The following is an 18,979-nucleotide window of genomic DNA, read 5'->3' on the forward strand; positions in this document are numbered from 1 at the left end:
AGGGTCTCTCGATCTGGACCGGCGTCAAGGACGCCCTTCGGGCGCCGGCTTCGCCGGCCGCTTCGCGGTCCTGGACTCCGGACCAGATCGAGAAAAGACTTGGCTGGCTATCGGGGCGGCGGCCCGGGTGTGGCGCGGAGAAATTCTTGCGCGTTTGAGCTGGTGTTGATTGGGTGTGACGGTGGCCCTTCGGGCCACTTACCATCCACAGAAACGATGCCGTTCGCTCGCCGCGAAAACTGCGTTTGAACAGGGGAAATAGATGGTCTACAGGCGTAGGAAGTAGTAGAATCGGACCCATCACAACACCTCTTTGAAGGGAGGGATGGCGATGAGTCTCGGCCGCGAGATCGACCCCTGGGGCACCAGCCCCGACGACGTGATCGACGCAGAACTGACCGCCATCGAGTCCTCCCTCGACAGGCTGCTGACCCGGGATCCCGCCTACTGGCGCACCGGGCAGAAGAAGGACTCGCTGGAGCGACTTGAGAAACTCCAGACCAAGCTGGCCGCGGTGCGACTCCGGGTGCTCGCTACCACCGGCGACATCGCTGAGGAGACCGGCGCCAAGGACGCCTCCGCCTGGATGCGCGCTGAGCTTCTGGTCGACAAGGCCGAGGCCCGATCCCAGATCAAGCTCGCGGCCAGTGTCGCGAAGTACGACCTCGTCGCCGCCGGTCTCGCTGAGGGTGTTGTCTCCCTGGACAAGGCCCGGGTGATCAACAAGGCGCTCGACAAGATCGAGACCAACCCCATCGCCAGCACCGAGGACCTCGTCCTGGCCGAGAAGCTGCTCGTCGACTACGCCACCCACCTGACCGCCAACGAGCTCCACCTTGTCGGCAAGCGGATCCTGGCCGAGGTCGACCCGGTCCGGTTCGAAGATGCCGAAGCCAAAGCCCTCCTCGCCGAAGAAGAGCGCGCCCGGCAGAAGACCGCGCTACGGGTGTGGGACAACCACGACGGGACCGTCGGGTTCGACGGCGTCCTCCCGACCTCGATCGGGATGAGGTTCAAGCGACTGGTCGAGGCCTGGGCCCAGCCCCGCAAGCAGCAGTTGGTCGCCAAGGGTGCGCCGCTGCCGCCGTGGGAACGGCTCATGGGCCAAGGGTTCGCCCGGTTGTTGGAGACCGTCGACCCGGCCGCCCTGCCCCGCCACGGGGGTGACGCGACGGTGGTCAACGTGGTGATCAGCCTCGCCGAGCTCCGCAAGGACCTCGGCATCGCCACGCTGGGTTACGACGAGACCAACGGGACCATGATCTCGGCGGCAGAGGCGCGGAGGATGGCGTGCAACGCGACCATCATCCCCTGGGTCCTCGGCGGCGACAGCGAAGTCCTCGACGCCGGACGTGGCAGCAGGTTCTTCCAGCCCATCCAACGCAAAGCACTCCGGCTCCAGCAGAAGTGCTGCCAAGCCGAAGGGTGTGACATGCCACCGGAATGGTGCGACGCCCACCACCTCGACCCCTGGGCGGCAGGCGGAAAGACCGATCTCAAGGACGGGGCGCTGTTGTGTCCGCATCATCACCGCCTGGCGCACAACCCTGCCTATGTCCATGAGCGGCTACCGGATGGCACCATCCGGTTCACCCGCCGCCCCTAACCAGTCCGAGCAACCAACCACTCCACCACGGGCGGATCAGACGGGATCGGTGAAGGAGACCGGCGTGCCGGTGGCATCGGCGTAGGCGATCTCCCTGCGGGTGGACTGGCCGACGTACCCGCCTGGGTTGACGACCAGCACCCGGTCGGCCAGGTCGATCTTTCGCAGGTGGAGGGCGTCCAAAGCGGTCTTCTGCTCCTCGGTGACCAACTCGTCCGCCTCGCCTGGCGCGACGACGATGACACCCGCGAAGGTCAGCTCACGGTTGGCCGCGCGCATCTCCTCCGTGAACCGGGTAGAGCCGCAGATACAGACGATTTCGGGCCGATCGTGCACGGCGAGTCCTTTGGGTCGAACGGGAAGCTTCAGCGTGCAGCCTGGCAGCGCCAGTTTCGCTGCCGAGACTCCCGAGGTCACGCGAGGTCCCAGTCGGAGCGTGCGAGGCGGGTGACTGTCGCTTGTGAACGGTTCACAAGGTCTGGCCCACTGACGTAGGCGCCGACGAGCAAGGCCGCTGGAGCCCCGGCCGACCCCCTGTGCCCAAGCCCGTACCCAACTAAGAACTCCGCGCCAAACAGTCCACCGAAGCAAGCAGCACCTTTAGCTACCTCGTCAGGTTCGAGCGGGGTTGGTCGCCCAGGGACACTAAATGGCATGCGACGGATCGGCGTACTGGGTGGGATGAGCTGGGAGTCGACGGCGGAGTACTACCGCCTGCTCAACGAGATCACCGCGAAGCGGCTCGGCGGACTGCACTCGGCGGACCTGCTCGTACGGTCGGTGGACTTCGCGGAGATCGAGGAGATGCAGGCATCCGGCGAGTGGGGGCGAGCGGGGGAGCGCCTTGCCGCGGAGGCGGCGACGCTCAATGATGCCGGGGCCGAGGTGATCGTGCTGGCCACCAACACGATGCACAAGGTGGCTGGGGCGTTGGAGGAGACGTACGGGGATCGTTTCCTGCACCTCGGCGACACGACGGCGACTGCGGTCGAGGCGGCGGGGGTCGGGCGGGTCGGACTTCTCGGCACCGGGTTCACGATGTCGCAGCCGTTCTACGCCGACCGGCTCCGCGGCCACGGCCTCGAGGTCACCGTCCCCACCGAGCCCGACCAGGAGACCGTCCATCGGATCATCTACGAGGAGCTGTGTCTGGGGACGTTCCTGGACAGCTCCAGGCAGGCGTACCTCGAGGTCATCGACCGTCTGGTCGCCGCCGGCTGCGAGGGCGTGATCCTCGGGTGCACCGAGATCGAGCTGCTGCTGCCGATCGAGACGTACGCAGGTGTGCCGCTGTTCCCGACGACCCGGCTGCACTGCGAGGCCGCGATCGAGGCGGCCCTCAGCCCCCGGGATCAGCCCTGCGTCCACTCCTCGGCGAGGAGCGCGTAGGAGAGGCCGTCGAGCCAGCCGCGGGTGCGGTGCAGGGAGTCCTTGACGGTGTGCGACTCGCGCCGCATGCCGAGGCGCTCCATGAGCCGCCAGGAGGCCTCGTTGTCGGCGAAGCACTCCGCGACGACGCGGCGCAGGCCCAGAGGGCCGAAGCAAACGTCGAGTACGGCGCGTACGGCCTCGGTGGCGTAGCCGTTGCCCTGGTGGGCCGGGTCGATCGTCCAGCCGAGTTCGGCCTGGGTGCCGTTGCCGTGCTCGCGCACCTCGGTCTGCGACCACGGGTCGGTGATCCGCAGCATGAGGTCGCCCACGATGACGCCGTCACGCTCGATCACCAGGGCGGGGCCGATGATGTCGGGGTTCTCGAAGACCTTGCGGTAGGCCTCGAGGTCTGCGAACGCGGTCGTCACCCATTCGGCCACCTCGGGAAGCCCTCGGAAGGCCCAGGTCGGCTCGATGTCGGCGGGCACCATCCGGCGGATCACGAGGCGCTCGGTGCGCAGCGGCCAGTCGGCCTTCACCAGCGGGTCAGGGCGGGTGTCGATCATGCGCCCACCTTGGCATCAACCCGCTCCGGGACGCCACCGAGTTCTTCGGGGAGACCTTCGTGGCGTACGACGAGGGAAGTGACCGCGCGGGTGAGGCAGACGTAGAGGCGGCGGAGGCCGGTGTCGCGGTCGGGTTCGCCGGCGACGATCCCGGTGGGGTCGGAGACGACCACGTGGTCGAACTCGAGCCCCTTCGCCAGCGAGGCGGGGACGAGGTCGAGATGGGCGTCGAACTCGGTCTCCTCGTCGGCCGACACCCCGATCTCGGCGAAGGAGAGACCGGCCTCGGTCAGCTCGGCGCGCACCGACGCCAGCGAGGCGTCGGGCACGATCAGCCCCACCGACCCGGGGCGCTCCAGCGCAGTCCCGAGCGCCTCGACGACCGACGAGGTGGTGAAGGTGAGGTCACCGCGCGTGCGGCGCACCGCGACCGGCGGCTCCAGGTCGGGGGCGATGTGGGGGAGGAGGCGGGCCGCGTAGGCGATCACGTCGGCAGGGACCCGGAACCCGCGTGTCAGCTGCTCGACATGGCCGTCGGGCTTGCCGAGGTGCGCCAGCGCATCGGCCCACGACGAGGAGGCCCACGGCGTGGTGGCCTGGGCGAGGTCACCGAGGATCGTCAGCGACCCCGTGGTCGAACGACGGCCGAGCGCGCGCAGCATCATCGCGGAGAGGTCCTGGGCCTCGTCGGCGACGATGTGGGCCACCGACGGCGTACGGTCGAGCAGGTCGGCGATCTCGTCGAGGAGCACCAGGTCGGCCAGCGACCAGCAGGCCGCGCCTGCCGAGCGCGGCGGCTTCTCCCAGAGCAGGCTCGCCTGCTCCGCCTCCGAGAGCAGCCCTTCGGCGACCGCGGCCAGCCAGGGAGCGTCGGTGAACAGCCGGAACAGGACCCGTGCGGGCTTGAGATCGGGCCAGAGCGCGGCGGCGTAGTCCTTGACCGGCTTCGCCCGCGCGACCGCATCGTGCACCCGGTCGTCGGGCGAGTCGCCCGAGCGCTCCATCTGCACCAGCACCCGGTGGGCCAGGGCGCGCGGGAGCAGAGCCCGGCCCGCCGCGTACCGCAGATCGTTGGCGCGCAGCCCCTCCAGCGCCTCCCGCGCCTCGTAGGCCGGCACCCGCCAGCGCCGCGAGCCACGCGGGACGACCAAGGCCTCCTCCGGCTCGCCGACGTGGGACCAGACGGCCCGGTGGAGCACCTCGGCCATGCGTACGTCGCCCTTCAGCGTCGCCACCGGCGCGGCCTCCTCCGCGCGGACGGCGCCGTGGCTCTGCCCATTCTTGGCAACCAGCTCCGCGATCGTCGCCTGCTTGGCCTCGATCTCACCCAGCGCGGGGAGCACGTCGCGGATGTAGCGCAGGAACGAGGCGTTGGGGCCGATGATCAGGACGCCGCGCCGGGTCAGCTGGTCGCGGTGCGCGTAGAGGAGGTACGCCGCGCGGTGCAGCCCCACGGCCGTCTTTCCCGTCCCGGGCGCACCCTGCACGACGATCGTCTGGGACAGGTCGGCGCGGACCAGCACGTCCTGCTCGGGCTGGATGGTCGCGACGATGTCGCGCATCGGTCCCACGCGCGGCCGCTCGATCTCGGCCTCGAGGATCGCCGAGTGCTCAGAACCGGCCCCGGCGTCGGTCAGCGACTCGTCCTCGAACGCTGTCAGCTCACCGTGGGAGAAGCCGTAGCGCCGCCTCCGCGCCAGCCCCATCGGCTCGGTCCGCGACGCCCGGTAGAACGGGACGCTGACCGGGGCCCGCCAGTCGACCACCATCGGGTCGCCGGCGCTGTCGGAGATGTGGCGCCGGCCGATGTGGAAGGACTCCGCTCCCACCGCGGCGGTCCGGTCGATGCGGCCGAAGAAGAGCGGCACCTCCGGATCGTCGGCGAGCTGCTCCAGCCGGCGCGCGAGCGTGGCGTCGAGGATCTCGGCGCTGACCCAGTTGCCGGCCGTGGATGAGTCCAGCGACTCCACCTTCCGCCGCATCCGGGCCAGATCCTGCCGGGAGGCGGCCAGATGGGCCCGCTCGGCGTCGAGGTCGTCTATGGGCATGGCTGGTTCATCGCTTCTCCGTGGCGGCAGGTTTCGATGGGGGCGGGGGTCAAAGGCTCCAACATAGGCGACCACGGAGTGCGCTCCCAACAGGTTTATCCGGGCGTGCGTTGGGCATTGGGATGCACAATTGCACCGTGAGCCTGTTCGATCGTTTCCGCCGCGGGACGCGCATGAGCCGTCCGACAGGCGAGAGCTACACCGGATCCACAAGGGTGCGCGCCGCGGACTCCACCGACCAACAGCATCTCGAGCAGTTCGTGAAGACCCGGCGCGGTGTCGAGGGGTTCGTCGAGCCGCGCACCGTCGTCAGCGAGGTGACCCTGCTGCTGGTCGCGCATGACGGCGAGTGGACCCGGCGGCGCGTGCCGTCGGCGCAGTGGGCGCACAAGTTCGCCAACAAGCACCAGGTTCCGTCCTACGACGCCGCAGTGGTCGGCGTACCTCAGCGGATGCGCGACTACAACCGGCGCAAGCGTCAACAGGGTTGATCTAGTCTTTGCCGACGTGGGTGAAGACCTGATGATCTCGGCGCGCGGGTTGCGCAAGTCGTTCGGCGACTTCGAGGCGGTGCGCGGGATCGACGTGTCGGTGCGTCCCGGTGTGGCCTTCGGTTTCCTGGGGCCGAACGGCGCCGGCAAATCCTCGACGATGCGGATGATCTGCTGCGTCTCGCCGCCGAGCGGGGGAGAGCTGCGGGTCTTCGGGATGGATCCAGCCAAGGACGGGCCGAAGATCAAGGCCCGGCTCGGGGTGTGCCCGCAGGAGGACACTCTCGACGTCGAGCTCAACGTCTACGACAACCTCTTCGTCTACGGCCGCTACTTCGGGCTGCCGAGGGCCGAGGTGAAGGGCCGGATCGAGGAGCTGCTCGACTTCGTCCAGCTCACCGACAAGGCCAAGGCGAAGGTCGACGACCTCTCCGGCGGCATGAAGCGACGGCTGACGATCGCCCGGAGCCTGATCAACCGACCCGAGATCCTGGTGCTCGACGAGCCGACCACCGGTCTGGACCCTCAGGCCCGCCACGTCATCTGGGACCGGCTCTTCCGGCTCAAGCAGGCGGGCGTGACGCTGCTGCTGACCACCCACTACATGGACGAGGCCGAGCAGCTGTGCGATGAGCTCGTGGTCATGGACCAGGGCCGGATCGTGGCCCACGGGACGCCGCTGGGACTCATCCAGCAGCACTCCACCCGCGAGGTCGCCGAGTTGCGCTTCGGCGTCGGCGAGCACGAGGCGCTGGCCGCCAAGGTCGAGGACCTCGCCGAGCGGGTCGAGGTGCTGCCCGACCGGCTGCTGCTCTACAGCGACGACGGCGAGGCGGTCATCGAGGCCGTCCACAGCCGCGACCTGTCGCCGGTCGCCACCCTGGTGCGGCGCTCCTCGCTCGAGGACGTCTTCCTGCACCTGACCGGCCGGACCCTGGTGGACTGATGACCGACTACGCCGACTCGGGGCCGGCGACCCCGCCGACGGCGCCCGCGGGGCTGGTCTCCGGGGCGCTGCGGATGGGCGACTACTGGCTCACCGTACTGGCGCGCACCTGGAAGGGCGGGGTGATCACGACCTTCGTGACGCCCTTCTTCTACGTGCTCGCGCTGGGCGTGCTGCTCGGCGGCTTCGTCGAGGCCGATCCGGCCACGCTGGAGGGCGCCGACTCCTATCTGGCCTTCGTCGCGCCGGGCATGGTCGCAGCCCACGCGATGACGATCGCCTTCTCCGAGATGACCTATCCCGTCTACGGGATGGTCAAGTGGCAGCGGATCTACTTCTCGATGATCGCCTCGCCGCTGACCGCCTCCCACATCGTGCTGGCCCAGCTGGGCTTCCTGATGCTGCGTACGTTGTTCGCCTGTGGGGTCTTCCTGCTGGTCCTGGCCCCTTTCGGCGTCTTCGAGACGTGGTGGGGCGTGCTGACGGCGTGGCTGGTGCAGGGGCTGGTCGTGCTGGCCTTCGGGACGCCGGTGCTGCTGTTCTCGCTCTCGATCAAGGGCGAGGAGTCGTTCGCGCTGATCTTCCGGCTGGGGATGATCCCGCTGACGCTCTTCTCCGGCACGTTCTTCCCCGTCGCCAACCTCGGCCCGGTGCTGGAGAAGGTCGCGATGGCCTCGCCGCTGTGGCAGGGCGTCAACCTGACCCGGATGCTCGCGCTGGGTGAGATCGACTGGGCGCTGGCCGCGGTCCACGTCGGCTACCTCGGGCTGCTCGCGGGCGTCTGCTGGTGGCTCGCGGTGCGCAAGCTGGGCGAGAGGCTGGTCTCCTGAGATGGCCCTCTTCACCGCTGCCGTGGGCGCCACCGTCGCCCGGCCCCTACGAGGCGGCGAGGCCGCCCGGCTGCTGCTGTGGCGCAACATCCTGGTCTACCGGCGCGCCTGGCTGGTGTTCATCACCGGCTTCCTGGAGCCGGTCTTCTACCTCTTCTCGATCGGCATCGGCGTGGGTGCGATGGTGGTCGGCTTCGAGTACGCCGGCAAGCCGGTCGACTACCGCGAGTTCGTCGCCCCCGGGATGATCGCGGCCTCGGCGATGAACGGATCGCTGCTGGATGCGACGTTCAACTTCTTCTTCAAGCTGAAGTACAACAAGCTCTACGACCAGATGCTGGCCACCCCGCTGCGTACGGTCGACATCGCGGTCGGCGAGATCCTCTGGAACCAGCTGCGCAGCGGGATCTATGTGACCGCGTTCCTGCTGATCATGGTCGCGATGGACCTTGTCCACTCCTGGTGGGCACTCCTGGTGGTGCCGGCAGCGCTGCTCATCGGGTCGGCCTTCGGGGCCGTCGGCATGGCGCTGACGACGTACATGACCTCCTGGCAGGACTTCGAGAAGGTCACCCTCGCGATGATGCCGATGTTCCTGTTCAGCGCGACGTTCTTCCCGATCACGGCCTATCCGGAGTGGCTGCGCTGGGTCGTGGAGGTCACGCCCCTCTACCGCGGCGTCGTGCTGTGTCGAGAGCTGACGCTCGGAGTGCCGTCATGGGGCTCGCTGGTCTCGGTGGTCTACCTGCTGGCGTTCGGGGCGGTCGGCCTGGTCGTCGTCCGGCGGCGGCTCGACTCCCTACTCCTCACCTGAGCGGCAGCAACTCGCGTCTCACAGGCAGGATCTCCCTCGTGACGGCTGTGGTGGGCCGTCAAGATGGATCCCATGACCTATGACGCGATCCAGCCGGACACCAAGGACTGGACGTGGGTGCTCGACCGGCCCTGCCCGGAGTGTGGCTTCATCGCCGGTGCCGTGACCGCGGACCAGCTTCCGGAGATCGTGCGCGACAACGCGACCTACTGGGAGATCTACCTCGCCGCCGACAACGCCCGCGACCGGCCCCAGCCCGGGGTGTGGTCGGCGCTGGAGTACGGAGCACACGTACGCGACGTCCACCGCATCTTCGGCGAGCGTCTGCAGCAGATGCTGACCGAAGACGAGCCGCGCTTCGCCAACTGGGACCAGGACGTGGCCGCCCGCGAAGGCGACTACGCGGCCCAGGACCCGGCTGTCGTCGCCGAGCAGCTGATGGACGCCGCCGACGAGATCGCCACGATCTACGAGAAGGTCCCGCCGGACGCGTGGGGCCGTCGTGGGACCCGGTCCAACGGCGACGTGTTCAGCGTCGAGTCGCTGGGCCGCTACCACCTCCACGATGTCGTCCACCACCTGTGGGACGTACGCGCGGCCGCCAAGCAGGCGACCGTCGCCGCCTACGACGCCAGCGTCGCGACGTACGTCCAGGGCAGCTCGTTCTCCGAGGAGAACCGTTCGGTCCTGGACAGGTTCCTGGCCGTGCTCGAGCCCGGCGACCACGTCCTCGAGATCGGCACCGGACCCGGCCACGACGCGAAGGCGCTCGAGGCCGGGGGAGTGCGGGTTCGGCGCACCGACATCAGCGAGGGGTTCGTGGCGCACCTGCGCAAGCAGGGGTACGCCGCTGCCTGCCTGGACCCGCTGACCGACGACCTGCGCGACCCGGTCCACCCCGACGTCCCCTACGCCGCGGTCTGGGCCTCGGCGACGCTGCTGCACGTGGCCCGCGACGACTTCGGGACGGTGCTCGCCCGGCTCGCCGAGGTGACCCGCCCCGGCGGTGCGCTGCACGTGTCGATGAAGGAGGGCGACGACGAGGACTGGACCAACCGCGGTCGCGTCGAGTCTCCCCGCCTCTTCGTCTACTGGCGCGAGCCCGCACTCCGGGCGGCGCTGGACGAGGCCGGCTGGGAGGTGCTCGAGGTCGGGCACGCCGACGGACGCCTCGGCGAGGTCTGGCTCGACGTCCTCGCGCGTCGGCGCGCCTGAGTAGCATTCGAGGCGATGAGACACACGGAGTTCTGGTCCCGGATGGACGAGGCGCTCGGCGCGGGCTACGCGCGAGCGTGGGCACGCCAGTTCGTCATGGGTGACCTGGGCGGGCGCACCGCCCAGGAGGCCCTCGACGACGGCGTCCCGCCCAAGGAGGTCTGGGCCGCGGTCTGGACGGCCCTGGAGCTGCCGGCGCGTGAGCGGTGACGCTGGTCGCACCGGCCTCGGTGGCCGCGGTCCAGAAACGCACCATCCTCACCCTGGTCGCCACCCAGGCGGTCGGGGCGATGGGCATCACGATCGGCATCGCGACTGCCTCCCTGCTGGCGCGCGACCTGTCCGGCTCGGAGTCGATGGCAGGTCTCTCGCAGACGACCCAGGTGCTCGGCGCGGCCGTCGCTGCGTACGTCCTGGGGCGGGTGATGGACGCGCGCGGGCGCCGGTTCGGGCTGGTGGCGGGTTACGTGCTCGGGGCGGCCGGTGGGCTGTTGGCGGTGCTGGCCGGCGTGGTCGGCTCGATGACGCTGCTGCTGGTCGGTGCGGTGCTGCTGGGCGCGACCACGGCGGCCAACAACGGAGCGCGCTACGCGGCCACCGACCTGGCACCTGCCAGGAGCCGCGCGCGGGCGCTGTCGGTCGTGGTCTGGGCCACGACGTTCGGTGCGGTGATCGGCCCCAACCTGACCGGCGTCGCCGAGATCTTCTCCGACTCCGTCGGGATCCCGGTGCTCACCGGGCCGTTCGCGATCGGATCGATGGGGATGCTGGCCGCCGCGCTGGTGGTCGGGGTCTTCCTGCGACCTGACCCGCTGCTGGTCGCCCGAGAGGGCGCTCCGCCGGCGGAGAAGGCGAAGGGCACGAGCTGGCGCCGGGCGATCGCCGTCATCCGGGAGCGGCCCGCGCTGGCGGCGGCGGTCGTCGGGCAGGCCGCGGCCCACGCCACGATGGTGGCGGTGATGGTGATGACCCCCCTCCACATGGAGCACGGCGGCGCCGGCCTCGAGATCATCGGACTGGTGATCAGCGGGCACGTCCTGGGCATGTTCGCCTTCGCGCCGATCGCAGGCTGGCTCGCCGACCGCGTCGGCCGGGCCGATGTGATGGCGCTCGGCGGCGGAGTGCTCCTGGTGTCCCTGGTCCTGTGCGCCGCGGCGCCGGAGGGCAGCTCGGGACGGATCTTCGTCGGCCTCTTCCTGCTCGGCCTCGGCTGGTCGCTGGCTACGATCGCGGCGGCCACCTCGGTCGCGGACCACACTCCGATCGAGGTGCGTGCCGACGTCCAGGGCACCGCCGACCTGATCATGGGTGTCGCCGCTGCCGCCGCCGGGGCGGTGTCCGGCGTCGTCGTCGACCTGGCTGGATATCCGGCGCTCGCGCTCGGCACGATCCTGCTGGTCATGGTGCTGTTCGGGGCTGCGTACGTGGCCCGTAAGTCGGCCGACGCGCCCGCCTGACGGGCAGGGCCGCTCGGCGGCCCTGCCCGTGAGAGCGTCCTCAGCCGAGGAGCTTCTCCATGGTGTCGATCTCGGTCGTCTGGGACTCGATGATCGTCCCGGCCAGGTCGACGGCCGGCTTGAACCGGCCCTCGTCCTGCTCGGTCTCGGCCATCTCGATCGCGCCTTCGTGGTGCTCGACCATCATCTTCAGCCACATGTCGCTGAACTCGGCGTCGGAGGCGTTCTCGAGGGCGTCCATGTCCTCGGCCGACATCATCCCGGGCATGTCGTCGTCCATGCCCTCCATCGAGTCGGACATGCTGCTGTCCTCGTCGTCGCCGTGGCCCTCGTGGCCGCCGTTGACGTGATCACGCATCGTCGACGGCACCTCCTCGCCCCACTCCTGGAGCCAGCCGGACATGGTCTCGATCTCGGGGCTCTGGGCCGCCCGGATCGAGTCCGCCAGCTCCTGCACCTCGGGCTCGAGGTCGCGGTCCATGGTCAGGTCGACCATCGACAGGGCCTGGGCGTGGTGCTGGATCATGTCGGTCGCGAAGGTGACATCGGCCTTGTTGTGCTCGGTCTCCGAGAGCTCCTGAGGCGCCTCGGCCTCGTCGCTGCCGCCACAGGCGGACAGGGTGAGCAGCACGGCCAGGCCGGCCGCCGCCCAGGTCGCGCGGAAGAGGGGACGTTGCGTACGCATCTGTTGTTTCTCCTTGTCAAGTGCTGATTACGGGCATCGCTGACCCACCTGCGGACCTCGGGCGTGGCCCGGGTCGCGGGTGGGGTCAGACCGCTCAGCACCTGATGACGGAGTAGGCCCATACGGAGGGCGGGCCGGTCGCGGGACAGGTGAGCAAGGGCGCGAATCCGCTGGTCCGGGACCAGCCGCGGGCCCGCGAGAACCACCAGGCAGGAGTACGCCGCCACAGCCCGCTCAGCAGCAGCGCGCCGGCGGCGAGCAGGAACGCCGCGCACAGCATCATCGCCGTGTGCCCGTCGTCGCCCGTGTGCCCGGCGTCGTCGACCGCTCCGTGGCCGGTGTGCTCGAGAGCGTGCGTGTGCTCGACATGGGCGGCCGGCAGGCTCAGCGCGCCGTGCTCACCGTCGGTGTCGGTGCCGTGGAGGCTCAGCGCATGCATGGCCAGCAGACCGGCGACCGTGACCACGACCGCTGCCAGCAGGCCGGCGCGCGCGACCGCACGGGTCGTCCGCTGTCGTCGTCGCGCTGCCGTCCACACACCGCACACCCTAAGGAGTCCTTCGCGGTTGGACAAAGTGGGCTTCTTCGGCCGGGTGCCCCTTGCGAGGGCATACCCCCATGGGGTATGAATGGCGGGTAGGTACAACGAACGATCGAGCAAGGGGAGCGACATGACGTCGCATGACGAGCACGTGCATGCCGGACACGACCACTCCGGACATCAGCACTCGATGCACGAGGGTCATGAGGATCACTCGGCGCACGGTGCACACGGTGCACACGGGGGCGGCGGGGTGAACGCGATGGCGGCCAGCGCCACGCTGCATTGCCTCACCGGCTGTGCGATCGGTGAGATCGCCGGACTGATGATCGGCACCGCGATCGGGCTCAGCACCGGATGGACGATCGCCCTGGCGGTCACGCTCGCGTTCGCCTTCGGCTACGCCCTCTCGACCCTGCCCCTGCTCAAGTCGGGCCTGGCTGTCGGTGCGGCGCTCAGCGTCGTGCTGGCCGCCGACACCCTCTCGATCGCCACGATGGAGCTGGTCGACAACCTGGTCATGGCGCTCATCCCCGGGGCCATGGAGGCCGGCCTGGTCAACGTCGTGTTCTGGATCGGGATGATGATCGCCCTCTCGGTGGCCTTCGTGGCGGCCTTCCCCGTCAACCGATACCTGCTCCAGCGGGGCAAGGGGCATGCGCTCACCCACCAGTACCACGGCGCGGAGCCGGTCCAGGAAGGCGTACGCCGCTTCATCCCGTCGTTCTCGAGCGGCGCCCTGGCTGCGGTGATCATCGCTTTCATGCTCGGTGGCCTGTCGGTCGCCGTCGCCGACGAGATGGGTGGCGGCTCGGTCCCCGCCGAGCAGGTCGAGATGCAGGGCCACTGAGAATCCGACCACCTCGACACGCCCGAACAGGTGTTCACATCGAACGCTTGTTCGGGCTAGTGTGTGGTAGTAGGTGGAGCGTGGTTCGTGCTAGCGGCCAGGCAAAAACAGGGTCGTGAAACACCGTGCCAGAGGGTCCCGTTCAAAACTGTCGGTGGTCCCGTCTAGCGTCTGCCTTGATGACGACGAAGACACGTGGACAAGCGGCAGGCAAGGGGAAGAAGTCTGCCCCTCAGGAAGGAAAGAACATGGCGGCAGGTGATCGCGAGAAGGCATTGGACGCCGCTCTCGCCAACATCGAGAGGCAGTTCGGCAAGGGCTCGGTCATGCGGCTGGGCGATGAGACCCGGGCTCCGCTGGAAGTGATCCCGACCGGCTCGATCGCGCTCGACGTGGCGCTGGGTCTGGGCGGTCTGCCCCGCGGGCGGGTCGTGGAGATCTACGGTCCGGAGTCCTCGGGTAAGACGACGGTGGCCCTCCACTCGGTCGCCAGCGCGCAGCGCGCCGGCGGCATCGTGGCCTTCATCGACGCCGAGCACGCGCTCGACCCGGAGTACGCGAAGAACCTCGGCGTCGACACCGACGCCCTGCTGGTCTCCCAGCCCGACTCGGGTGAGCAGGCCCTGGAGATCGCCGACATGCTGATCCGCTCGGGCGCGCTCGACCTGATCGTCATCGACTCCGTCGCGGCGCTGGTGCCGCGGGCCGAGATCGAGGGCGAGATGGGCGACAGCCACGTCGGTCTGCAGGCTCGACTGATGAGCCAGGCGCTGCGAAAGATGACCGGTGCGCTCAACAACTCCGGCACGACCGCGATCTTCATCAACCAGCTGCGCGAGAAGATCGGCGTGATGTTCGGCTCGCCCGAGACCACGACCGGTGGTCGCGCGCTGAAGTTCTACTCCTCGGTGCGACTCGACGTGCGCCGGATCGAGACGCTCAAGGACGGCACCGACATGGTCGGCAACCGCACCCGCGTCAAGGTCGTGAAGAACAAGGTCGCCCCGCCGTTCAAGCAGGCGGAGTTCGACATCATGTACGGGAAGGGCATCTCCCGCGAGGGTGGCCTGATCGACGTCGGTGTCGAGGCGGGCCTGGTCCGCAAGGCCGGTGCTTGGTACACCTACGAGGGCGACCAGCTCGGTCAGGGCAAGGAGAACTCCCGCAACTTCCTCAAGGACAACCCCGACCTGGCCAACGAGCTGGAGAAGCGGATCCTGGAGAAGCTCGGCGTCGTGCCGACGGTCGACGCCCCTGCCGACGGCGAGGCGCCCGCGGCCGAGCCCGCCGGCGTCGAGGACTTCTAGGTCCACAGGCACCGGCTGACCCGTGGCTTCGTCAAGGCCTGACCGTTCGTCCACCCAGGATCCCTGGGTGGACGAACGGCCCGCGCCCGACTGGCTGGGCGACGTGACCCTCGGCGTCGAGGCCTGGGCGGGCAAGACCCCGTCGTTGGTTGAGCCGGATTCGCGAGGTACGAGCGAATCCGTGTCGAAACCAACACAGTCTCGTCGACGCAAACCTCGCCCCGCGGATCCCGCCGACCCGAAGAACGACCCCGAGCCCGACCACGAGGCGATCGCCCGCAAGATCCTCCTCGACGCCCTGACGGGCCAGGCGCGCAGCCGCAAGGAGCTCGCCGACAAGCTGGAGAAGAAGGAGGTCCCCGCAGCCCTGGCGACGCGGCTGCTGGACCGCTTCGAAGAGGTCGGCCTGATCGACGACGAGGCCTTCGCCAGGGCCTGGATCGCCAGCCGGCAGCCAGGAAAGGGCCTGGCCCGACGAGCCCTGGCCCAGGAGCTGCGCCGCAAGGGCATCGACGACGACGTGGCCCGCGACGCGCTCGACGAGATCGACCCGGATGACGAGCGCGAGGCCGGCCGGCGGATGGTCCGGCGCAAGCTGCGCTCTCTGGAGCGCTTCGACGACCAGACCAAGACCCGGCGTCTGGTCGGGATGCTCGCCCGCAAGGGATACGGCGCTGGTGTGGCCTACGGCATCGTTCGTGAGGAGCTCGCTCTGGCCGATGACGATGGCGCTGGCGGTCTCATGCCAGAATCCGATCTGTGAGTGAGCAGCAAGAGCGCGAGATCCTGACCTACGACCTCTTCGGCACCGCGGTGCGCGACATCGCCCAGAAGGTCGTCGACAGCGGCTACGAGCCCGACATCGTGCTCTCCATCGCCCGCGGCGGCCTGGCCCTCGGGATGGGACTGGGCTACGCCCTCGACGTGAAGAACCTGTCCGCGATCAACGTGGAGTTCTATACCGGCATCAACGAGCGTCTCGACGTCCCGATCATGCTCCCGCCGACCCCCGCGGCCGTCGACCTGACCGGGATGAAGGTGCTCATCGCCGACGACGTCGCCGACACCGGCAAGACCCTGGAGATCGTCCACGACTTCTGCGAGGGCCACGTGGCCGAGGCCCGCACCGCGGTGATCTTCGAGAAGCCGTGGACCGTGATCAACGCCGACTACGTCTACAAGAAGACCGACCGCTGGATCGACTTCCCGTGGTCCTCCCAGCCGCCGCTCGTCGACCGCCGCGGCGGCCAGGCCCACTGACCCCAGACGGTTAACCTGGGTGCATGTTCACGCCGGTCGCGGTCCACACCGGGACACACCGTCTCGGCGGCGTGACGCGCCCGGGGGAGAGCTGGGCAGCCGCGGCGACGAGGATCGCCGGGCGACCTGCGTACGCGGTGGACCTCTCCGGTGAGGTGAAGGAGTTCTCCTCCGATCCGATGCCGGTGGTGGCGCTGCGGCCGATGACCCGCGGCGACCTGCCTCACCTGATCCGTTGGCTCAACGCGGAGCACGTGCACCGCTGGTATGCCGTCGACGGCGAGCCGACGCCCGAGTGGGTGGCGGAGAACTACGGGCCCGACATCGACGGCAAGACCCCGGTGACGTTCTGGGTGATCGAGGTCAACGGACGGTCGATCGGCTTCTGCCAGGACTACCGGATCAGCGACGAGCCCGACTATGCATTGCTCACCCCCGACCCGGACGCGATCGGCTTCGACTACGCGATCGGGGAGCCGGCCTTCGTGGGCCGCGGGATCGGGCCGCGGATGGCCTGGGTCTGGCTCACCTCGATCCCGCGCCGCTATCCGGGCGCGACGGCCTGCTTCGCGGCCCCTGACCACCGCAACGCCGCCTCGCTGCGGATGCTCGCCAAGGTCGGCTTCGAGCAGGGCACGTGGTTCGACGAGCCCCAGCCCGACGGATCGACGACCACTATGGTCGGCTGCTCGCTGGATCTGCGGCGCGTTCTCGGCTGACCCGCCCCGGTGGCTCCTCTTGCGGGCCTATCGTCTAGCCATGAGCCTTCTTGACGAGCTGCGGCTGCCGGCTGGACCGGTGGACCTGCGGAAGTACGACACCAACTCCGCGCCCGGCGTCGACGTCGACAAGGAGACCGGCAAGCAGGTGCTCGCCGAGCTCGGCCCGATGCTGCTCGAGCTGCAGACCAAGCTGTTCGCCTCCAGGGAGAGCGACGACCCCAGGCGGGTGCTGCTCATCCTGCAGGGGATGGACACCTCCGGGAAGGGTGGCGTGCTCAAGCACACCGTCGGGCTGGTCGACCCAGTCGGCGTGAAGATCACCAGCTTCAAGGCACCGACCGAGGAGGAGCGGGCCCAGGACTTTTTGTGGCGGATCGAGAAGGCGGTGCCGGAGCTCGGCTACCTCGGTGTCTTCGACCGCTCCCACTACGAGGACGTGCTGATCGGCCGCGTCCGAGAGCTCGCCGCGCCCGAGGAGATCGAGCGGCGCTACGGCGCGATCAACGACTTCGAGAAGCGGCTGGCCGACGATCGCACCGTCATCCTCAAGTGCATGCTGCACATCTCGCCCAAGGAGCAGAAGAAGCGGCTCCTGGCCCGCCTCGAAGACCCCACGAAGCACTGGAAGTACAGCCCCGGCGACATCGACGAGCGCCAGCTGTGGGACAGCTACCGGGAGGCGTACGAGATTGCGCTGGAGCGCACCAACACCGAGTACGCTCCGTGGTACCTCGTGCCGAGCGACAAGAAGTGGTATCGCAACCTGGCCATCGGCGAGCTGCTCCTGGAGACACTGGACCGGCTCGATCTCGACTGGCCCGCGCCCCGCTTCGACATCGCCGAGGAGAAGAGACGACTGGAAGAGGACACCATCTCGTGAGTGAGCGCCAGCGAACGAGCCATCAATGCATCACGTGGCCGCGTCCGTATTCTGGCGCTTGCGCTACGGACGTGGCCGCGTGAGTCTTGAGACGGTGCGGGTGACGCGGTACGTCACCCCGCTCCGGGAGGGCGGCAGCCTGCCCGGGATCGTGGAGGCCGATGACCTCGGCACCTATGTCTGCAAGTTCCGCGGCGCCGGACAGGGGCTGCGGGTGCTGGTCGCGGAGGTGATCGTCACCGGTCTGTGCCGAGCGCTCGACATCCCCACGCCCGACCAGGTCGTGCTCGACCTGGATCCCGAGATCGCCCGCTACGAGGCCGACGAGGAGGTCCAGGACCTTCTCAACGTGAGCGCCGGGCTCAACCTCGGCATCGACTTCCTGGCCGGTGCCTTCGGCTACGACGCCGCCTACTCGCCCGACCCGTCGCTGGCCGGGCGGATCCTGTGGATGGACGCGCTCATCGCCAACGTCGACCGCTCCTGGCGCAACCCCAACATGCTGCTGTGGAACGGCGCGCTCTACGTCATCGACCACGGAGCATCGCTCTACTTCCACCACGTCTGGCCCGGCGGAGGCGGCGACCCGGCGCGCTACGCGGCGCAGCCCTTCGACACCTCCGAGCACATCCTGCGGGCCTTCGCGGACGAGGCGATCGCCCAGAACGACGACCTCGCCGCGCGGCTCGACGACGCGGTGCTGGAGAAGGTGCTCGCCGACGTACCCGACGAGTGGCTCGAGCCCGTTCCCGGCTACGACACCCCGGAGTCGCTGCGCGAGCGCTACGTCGCGTTCCTGCGGGCGCGCCTCGACGGCGGGCGCCCGTGGCTGCCTGCGGCCGAGCCGGCCCAGGAGGCGTGATGGACGCCTACCAGTACGTCGTGCTCCGCTGCGTACCCCGCCCCGAGCGCGAGGAATTCCTCAACGTCGGCGTCGTCCTCCACTGCCCCGAGCAGAAGTTCCTCGCCGCCAGGTGGGCCCTCGACGAGCAGCGCCTCGCCGCCTTCGCCCCGGACCTCGACCTCTCCCTCGTACGGGCCGCCCTGGAGTCGGTGGACCTGATATGCGCCGGTGCCGCCCACGCCGGCTTCGGCGCGGGCGTCCGCGCCACGGCGTACGGCCTCCGGTCGCTCTCCGACAACGAGTCCGCCCGCTTCGGCCTCCTCAAGGCCCCGAAGAGCACCGTCCTCCAGCCCGGCCCCGTTCACGGCGGGGTGACGGCGGACGCCCCAGCCGAGCTGGACCGCGTCTTCGCCCACCAGATCACCTGAAAACCCGCCGAGTCGGCTCGTCAACCACGATCGCCCGCGACCGGCTGACCGGCCACGAGTACAAGATCCGCTCGAAGTTCCTCATCGGCGCCGACGGCGCCCGCACCCAGGTCGGCGC

General features: G+C 69.2%; 22 protein-coding genes. 17 read left to right on the forward strand and 5 right to left on the reverse strand.

Annotation, left to right across the window (positions count from 1 at the left end; all coding sequences use genetic code 11):
* Nucleotides 1–331 precede the first annotated feature (331 nt).
* On the forward strand, nt 332–1,606 hold the full coding sequence (locus tag ABZY89_RS28580; RefSeq protein ID WP_355232565.1) for a DUF222 domain-containing protein: 1,275 nt from the start codon (nt 332–334) through the stop codon (nt 1,604–1,606).
* Nucleotides 1,607–1,642: 36 nt separating this feature from the next.
* Here the strand turns inward: ABZY89_RS28580 and ABZY89_RS28585 are convergent, their stop codons facing one another.
* The gene (locus ABZY89_RS28585) at nt 1,643–1,885 is read right to left on the reverse strand and encodes a hypothetical protein (protein WP_355232566.1); all 243 of its coding nucleotides are present in this window, start codon (nt 1,883–1,885) and stop codon (nt 1,643–1,645) included.
* A gap of 375 nt (nt 1,886–2,260) precedes the next feature.
* Here ABZY89_RS28585 and ABZY89_RS28590 point away from each other — a divergent pair, with 375 nt between their 5' ends.
* The gene (locus tag ABZY89_RS28590) at nt 2,261–2,995 is read left to right on the forward strand and encodes an aspartate/glutamate racemase family protein (RefSeq protein WP_355232567.1); all 735 of its coding nucleotides are present in this window, start codon (nt 2,261–2,263) and stop codon (nt 2,993–2,995) included.
* On the opposite strand, the gene ABZY89_RS28595 is transcribed toward ABZY89_RS28590, so the two are convergent.
* Nucleotides 2,959–3,543 (reverse strand): GNAT family N-acetyltransferase, encoded by a 585-nt coding sequence (locus tag ABZY89_RS28595; protein ID WP_355232568.1) that lies wholly within the window; start codon nt 3,541–3,543, stop codon nt 2,959–2,961. The two genes, ABZY89_RS28590 and ABZY89_RS28595, sit on opposite strands and share 37 nt — an antisense overlap.
* Nucleotides 3,540–5,591, reverse strand: coding sequence for an AAA family ATPase (locus ABZY89_RS28600; protein WP_355232569.1), 2,052 nt, complete (start codon nt 5,589–5,591; stop codon nt 3,540–3,542). The genes ABZY89_RS28595 and ABZY89_RS28600 overlap by 4 nt, the downstream gene beginning before the upstream one ends.
* A gap of 173 nt (nt 5,592–5,764) precedes the next feature.
* Between ABZY89_RS28600 and ABZY89_RS28605 the strand changes: the two genes are divergently transcribed.
* The 7 genes from ABZY89_RS28605 (at nt 5,765) to ABZY89_RS28635 (ending at nt 11,344) form a co-directional block, all read left to right on the forward strand.
* The gene (locus ABZY89_RS28605) at nt 5,765–6,082 is read left to right on the forward strand and encodes a hypothetical protein (RefSeq protein WP_355232570.1); all 318 of its coding nucleotides are present in this window, start codon (nt 5,765–5,767) and stop codon (nt 6,080–6,082) included.
* A 31-nt stretch (nt 6,083–6,113) separates the two neighbouring features.
* Nucleotides 6,114–7,028, forward strand: coding sequence for an ABC transporter ATP-binding protein (locus tag ABZY89_RS28610; RefSeq protein ID WP_091042336.1), 915 nt, complete (start codon nt 6,114–6,116; stop codon nt 7,026–7,028).
* On the forward strand, nt 7,028–7,858 hold the full coding sequence (locus ABZY89_RS28615; RefSeq protein WP_355232571.1) for an ABC transporter permease: 831 nt from the start codon (nt 7,028–7,030) through the stop codon (nt 7,856–7,858). Before ABZY89_RS28610 ends, ABZY89_RS28615 begins: the two co-directional genes overlap by 1 nt.
* A 1-nt stretch (nt 7,859) precedes the next feature.
* Nucleotides 7,860–8,672: an ABC transporter permease gene (locus tag ABZY89_RS28620; protein WP_355232572.1), complete on the forward strand. Its 813-nt coding sequence runs from the start codon at nt 7,860–7,862 to the stop codon at nt 8,670–8,672.
* A 72-nt stretch (nt 8,673–8,744) separates the two neighbouring features.
* A complete protein-coding gene (locus tag ABZY89_RS28625; protein ID WP_355232573.1) occupies nt 8,745–9,887 on the forward strand; it encodes a methyltransferase domain-containing protein in 1,143 nt (380 codons plus the stop codon).
* A 15-nt stretch (nt 9,888–9,902) separates the two neighbouring features.
* Nucleotides 9,903–10,097 carry a DUF3046 domain-containing protein gene (locus ABZY89_RS28630; protein ID WP_355020991.1) on the forward strand — a complete coding sequence of 65 codons (195 nt, stop codon included), beginning with the start codon at nt 9,903–9,905 and terminating at the stop codon, nt 10,095–10,097.
* Nucleotides 10,094–11,344 (forward strand): MFS transporter, encoded by a 1,251-nt coding sequence (locus ABZY89_RS28635; protein ID WP_355232574.1) that lies wholly within the window; start codon nt 10,094–10,096, stop codon nt 11,342–11,344. The genes ABZY89_RS28630 and ABZY89_RS28635 overlap by 4 nt, the downstream gene beginning before the upstream one ends.
* A gap of 40 nt (nt 11,345–11,384) precedes the next feature.
* On the opposite strand, the gene ABZY89_RS28640 is transcribed toward ABZY89_RS28635, so the two are convergent.
* Together ABZY89_RS28640 and ABZY89_RS28645 are read right to left on the reverse strand one after the other, a co-directional pair.
* Entirely contained in the window at nt 11,385–12,029 is a 645-nt protein-coding gene (locus tag ABZY89_RS28640; protein ID WP_355232575.1) for a DUF305 domain-containing protein, read from the reverse strand.
* Nucleotides 12,030–12,123: 94 nt separating this feature from the next.
* The gene (locus ABZY89_RS28645) at nt 12,124–12,567 is read right to left on the reverse strand and encodes a DUF6153 family protein (protein WP_355232576.1); all 444 of its coding nucleotides are present in this window, start codon (nt 12,565–12,567) and stop codon (nt 12,124–12,126) included.
* A gap of 133 nt (nt 12,568–12,700) precedes the next feature.
* Between ABZY89_RS28645 and ABZY89_RS28650 the strand changes: the two genes are divergently transcribed.
* From ABZY89_RS28650 to ABZY89_RS28685, 8 genes are all read left to right on the forward strand, one after another.
* The gene (locus tag ABZY89_RS28650; protein ID WP_355232577.1) at nt 12,701–13,420 is read left to right on the forward strand and encodes a DUF4396 domain-containing protein; all 720 of its coding nucleotides are present in this window, start codon (nt 12,701–12,703) and stop codon (nt 13,418–13,420) included.
* A gap of 248 nt (nt 13,421–13,668) precedes the next feature.
* On the forward strand, nt 13,669–14,727 hold the full coding sequence (gene recA / locus ABZY89_RS28655) for a recombinase RecA (RefSeq protein ID WP_091040930.1): 1,059 nt from the start codon (nt 13,669–13,671) through the stop codon (nt 14,725–14,727).
* Nucleotides 14,728–14,794: 67 nt separating this feature from the next.
* Nucleotides 14,795–15,490 (forward strand): regulatory protein RecX, encoded by a 696-nt coding sequence (locus tag ABZY89_RS28660; protein WP_355232578.1) that lies wholly within the window; start codon nt 14,795–14,797, stop codon nt 15,488–15,490.
* Nucleotides 15,487–15,987 carry a phosphoribosyltransferase gene (locus ABZY89_RS28665; protein WP_350659047.1) on the forward strand — a complete coding sequence of 167 codons (501 nt, stop codon included), beginning with the start codon at nt 15,487–15,489 and terminating at the stop codon, nt 15,985–15,987. The genes ABZY89_RS28660 and ABZY89_RS28665 overlap by 4 nt, the downstream gene beginning before the upstream one ends.
* 23 nt (nt 15,988–16,010) lie before the next feature.
* The gene (locus tag ABZY89_RS28670) at nt 16,011–16,706 is read left to right on the forward strand and encodes a GNAT family N-acetyltransferase (protein WP_355232579.1); all 696 of its coding nucleotides are present in this window, start codon (nt 16,011–16,013) and stop codon (nt 16,704–16,706) included.
* A 40-nt stretch (nt 16,707–16,746) separates the two neighbouring features.
* The gene (locus tag ABZY89_RS28675; RefSeq protein ID WP_355232580.1) at nt 16,747–17,589 is read left to right on the forward strand and encodes a PPK2 family polyphosphate kinase; all 843 of its coding nucleotides are present in this window, start codon (nt 16,747–16,749) and stop codon (nt 17,587–17,589) included.
* A gap of 79 nt (nt 17,590–17,668) precedes the next feature.
* Nucleotides 17,669–18,451 (forward strand): HipA family kinase, encoded by a 783-nt coding sequence (locus ABZY89_RS28680; protein ID WP_355232581.1) that lies wholly within the window; start codon nt 17,669–17,671, stop codon nt 18,449–18,451.
* Nucleotides 18,451–18,861, forward strand: a complete 411-nt coding sequence (locus tag ABZY89_RS28685) for a DUF3037 domain-containing protein (protein WP_355232582.1) — start codon at nt 18,451–18,453, stop codon at nt 18,859–18,861. Before ABZY89_RS28680 ends, ABZY89_RS28685 begins: the two co-directional genes overlap by 1 nt.
* Nucleotides 18,862–18,979 lie beyond the last annotated feature (118 nt).

Origin of the sequence: Nocardioides sp. NPDC006303, assembly GCF_040613175.1 — a bacterium.
Classification (GTDB): domain Bacteria; phylum Actinomycetota; class Actinomycetes; order Propionibacteriales; family Nocardioidaceae; genus Nocardioides.

What these genes read in the sequence shown, in the direction of transcription:
- ABZY89_RS28630 (WP_355020991.1), top strand. Translation starts at nt 9,903, where the DNA reads ATGAGACACACGGAGTTCTGGTCCCGGATGGACGAGGCGCTCGGCGCG.
- ABZY89_RS28620 (WP_355232572.1), top strand. Translation starts at nt 7,860, where the DNA reads ATGGCCCTCTTCACCGCTGCCGTGGGCGCCACCGTCGCCCGGCCCCTA.
- ABZY89_RS28600 (WP_355232569.1), bottom strand. Translation starts at nt 5,591, where the DNA reads ATGCCCATAGACGACCTCGACGCCGAGCGGGCCCATCTGGCCGCCTCC.
- ABZY89_RS28675 (WP_355232580.1), top strand. Translation starts at nt 16,747, where the DNA reads ATGAGCCTTCTTGACGAGCTGCGGCTGCCGGCTGGACCGGTGGACCTG.
- ABZY89_RS28585 (WP_355232566.1), bottom strand. Translation starts at nt 1,885, where the DNA reads ATGCGCGCGGCCAACCGTGAGCTGACCTTCGCGGGTGTCATCGTCGTC.
- ABZY89_RS28595 (WP_355232568.1), bottom strand. Translation starts at nt 3,543, where the DNA reads ATGATCGACACCCGCCCTGACCCGCTGGTGAAGGCCGACTGGCCGCTG.
- ABZY89_RS28610 (WP_091042336.1), top strand. Translation starts at nt 6,114, where the DNA reads ATGATCTCGGCGCGCGGGTTGCGCAAGTCGTTCGGCGACTTCGAGGCG.
- ABZY89_RS28615 (WP_355232571.1), top strand. Translation starts at nt 7,028, where the DNA reads ATGACCGACTACGCCGACTCGGGGCCGGCGACCCCGCCGACGGCGCCC.
- recA (WP_091040930.1), top strand. Translation starts at nt 13,669, where the DNA reads ATGGCGGCAGGTGATCGCGAGAAGGCATTGGACGCCGCTCTCGCCAAC.
- ABZY89_RS28685 (WP_355232582.1), top strand. Translation starts at nt 18,451, where the DNA reads ATGGACGCCTACCAGTACGTCGTGCTCCGCTGCGTACCCCGCCCCGAG.
- ABZY89_RS28650 (WP_355232577.1), top strand. Translation starts at nt 12,701, where the DNA reads ATGACGTCGCATGACGAGCACGTGCATGCCGGACACGACCACTCCGGA.
- ABZY89_RS28580 (WP_355232565.1), top strand. Translation starts at nt 332, where the DNA reads ATGAGTCTCGGCCGCGAGATCGACCCCTGGGGCACCAGCCCCGACGAC.
- ABZY89_RS28590 (WP_355232567.1), top strand. Translation starts at nt 2,261, where the DNA reads ATGCGACGGATCGGCGTACTGGGTGGGATGAGCTGGGAGTCGACGGCG.
- ABZY89_RS28670 (WP_355232579.1), top strand. Translation starts at nt 16,011, where the DNA reads ATGTTCACGCCGGTCGCGGTCCACACCGGGACACACCGTCTCGGCGGC.
- ABZY89_RS28605 (WP_355232570.1), top strand. Translation starts at nt 5,765, where the DNA reads ATGAGCCGTCCGACAGGCGAGAGCTACACCGGATCCACAAGGGTGCGC.
- ABZY89_RS28625 (WP_355232573.1), top strand. Translation starts at nt 8,745, where the DNA reads ATGACCTATGACGCGATCCAGCCGGACACCAAGGACTGGACGTGGGTG.
- ABZY89_RS28640 (WP_355232575.1), bottom strand. Translation starts at nt 12,029, where the DNA reads ATGCGTACGCAACGTCCCCTCTTCCGCGCGACCTGGGCGGCGGCCGGC.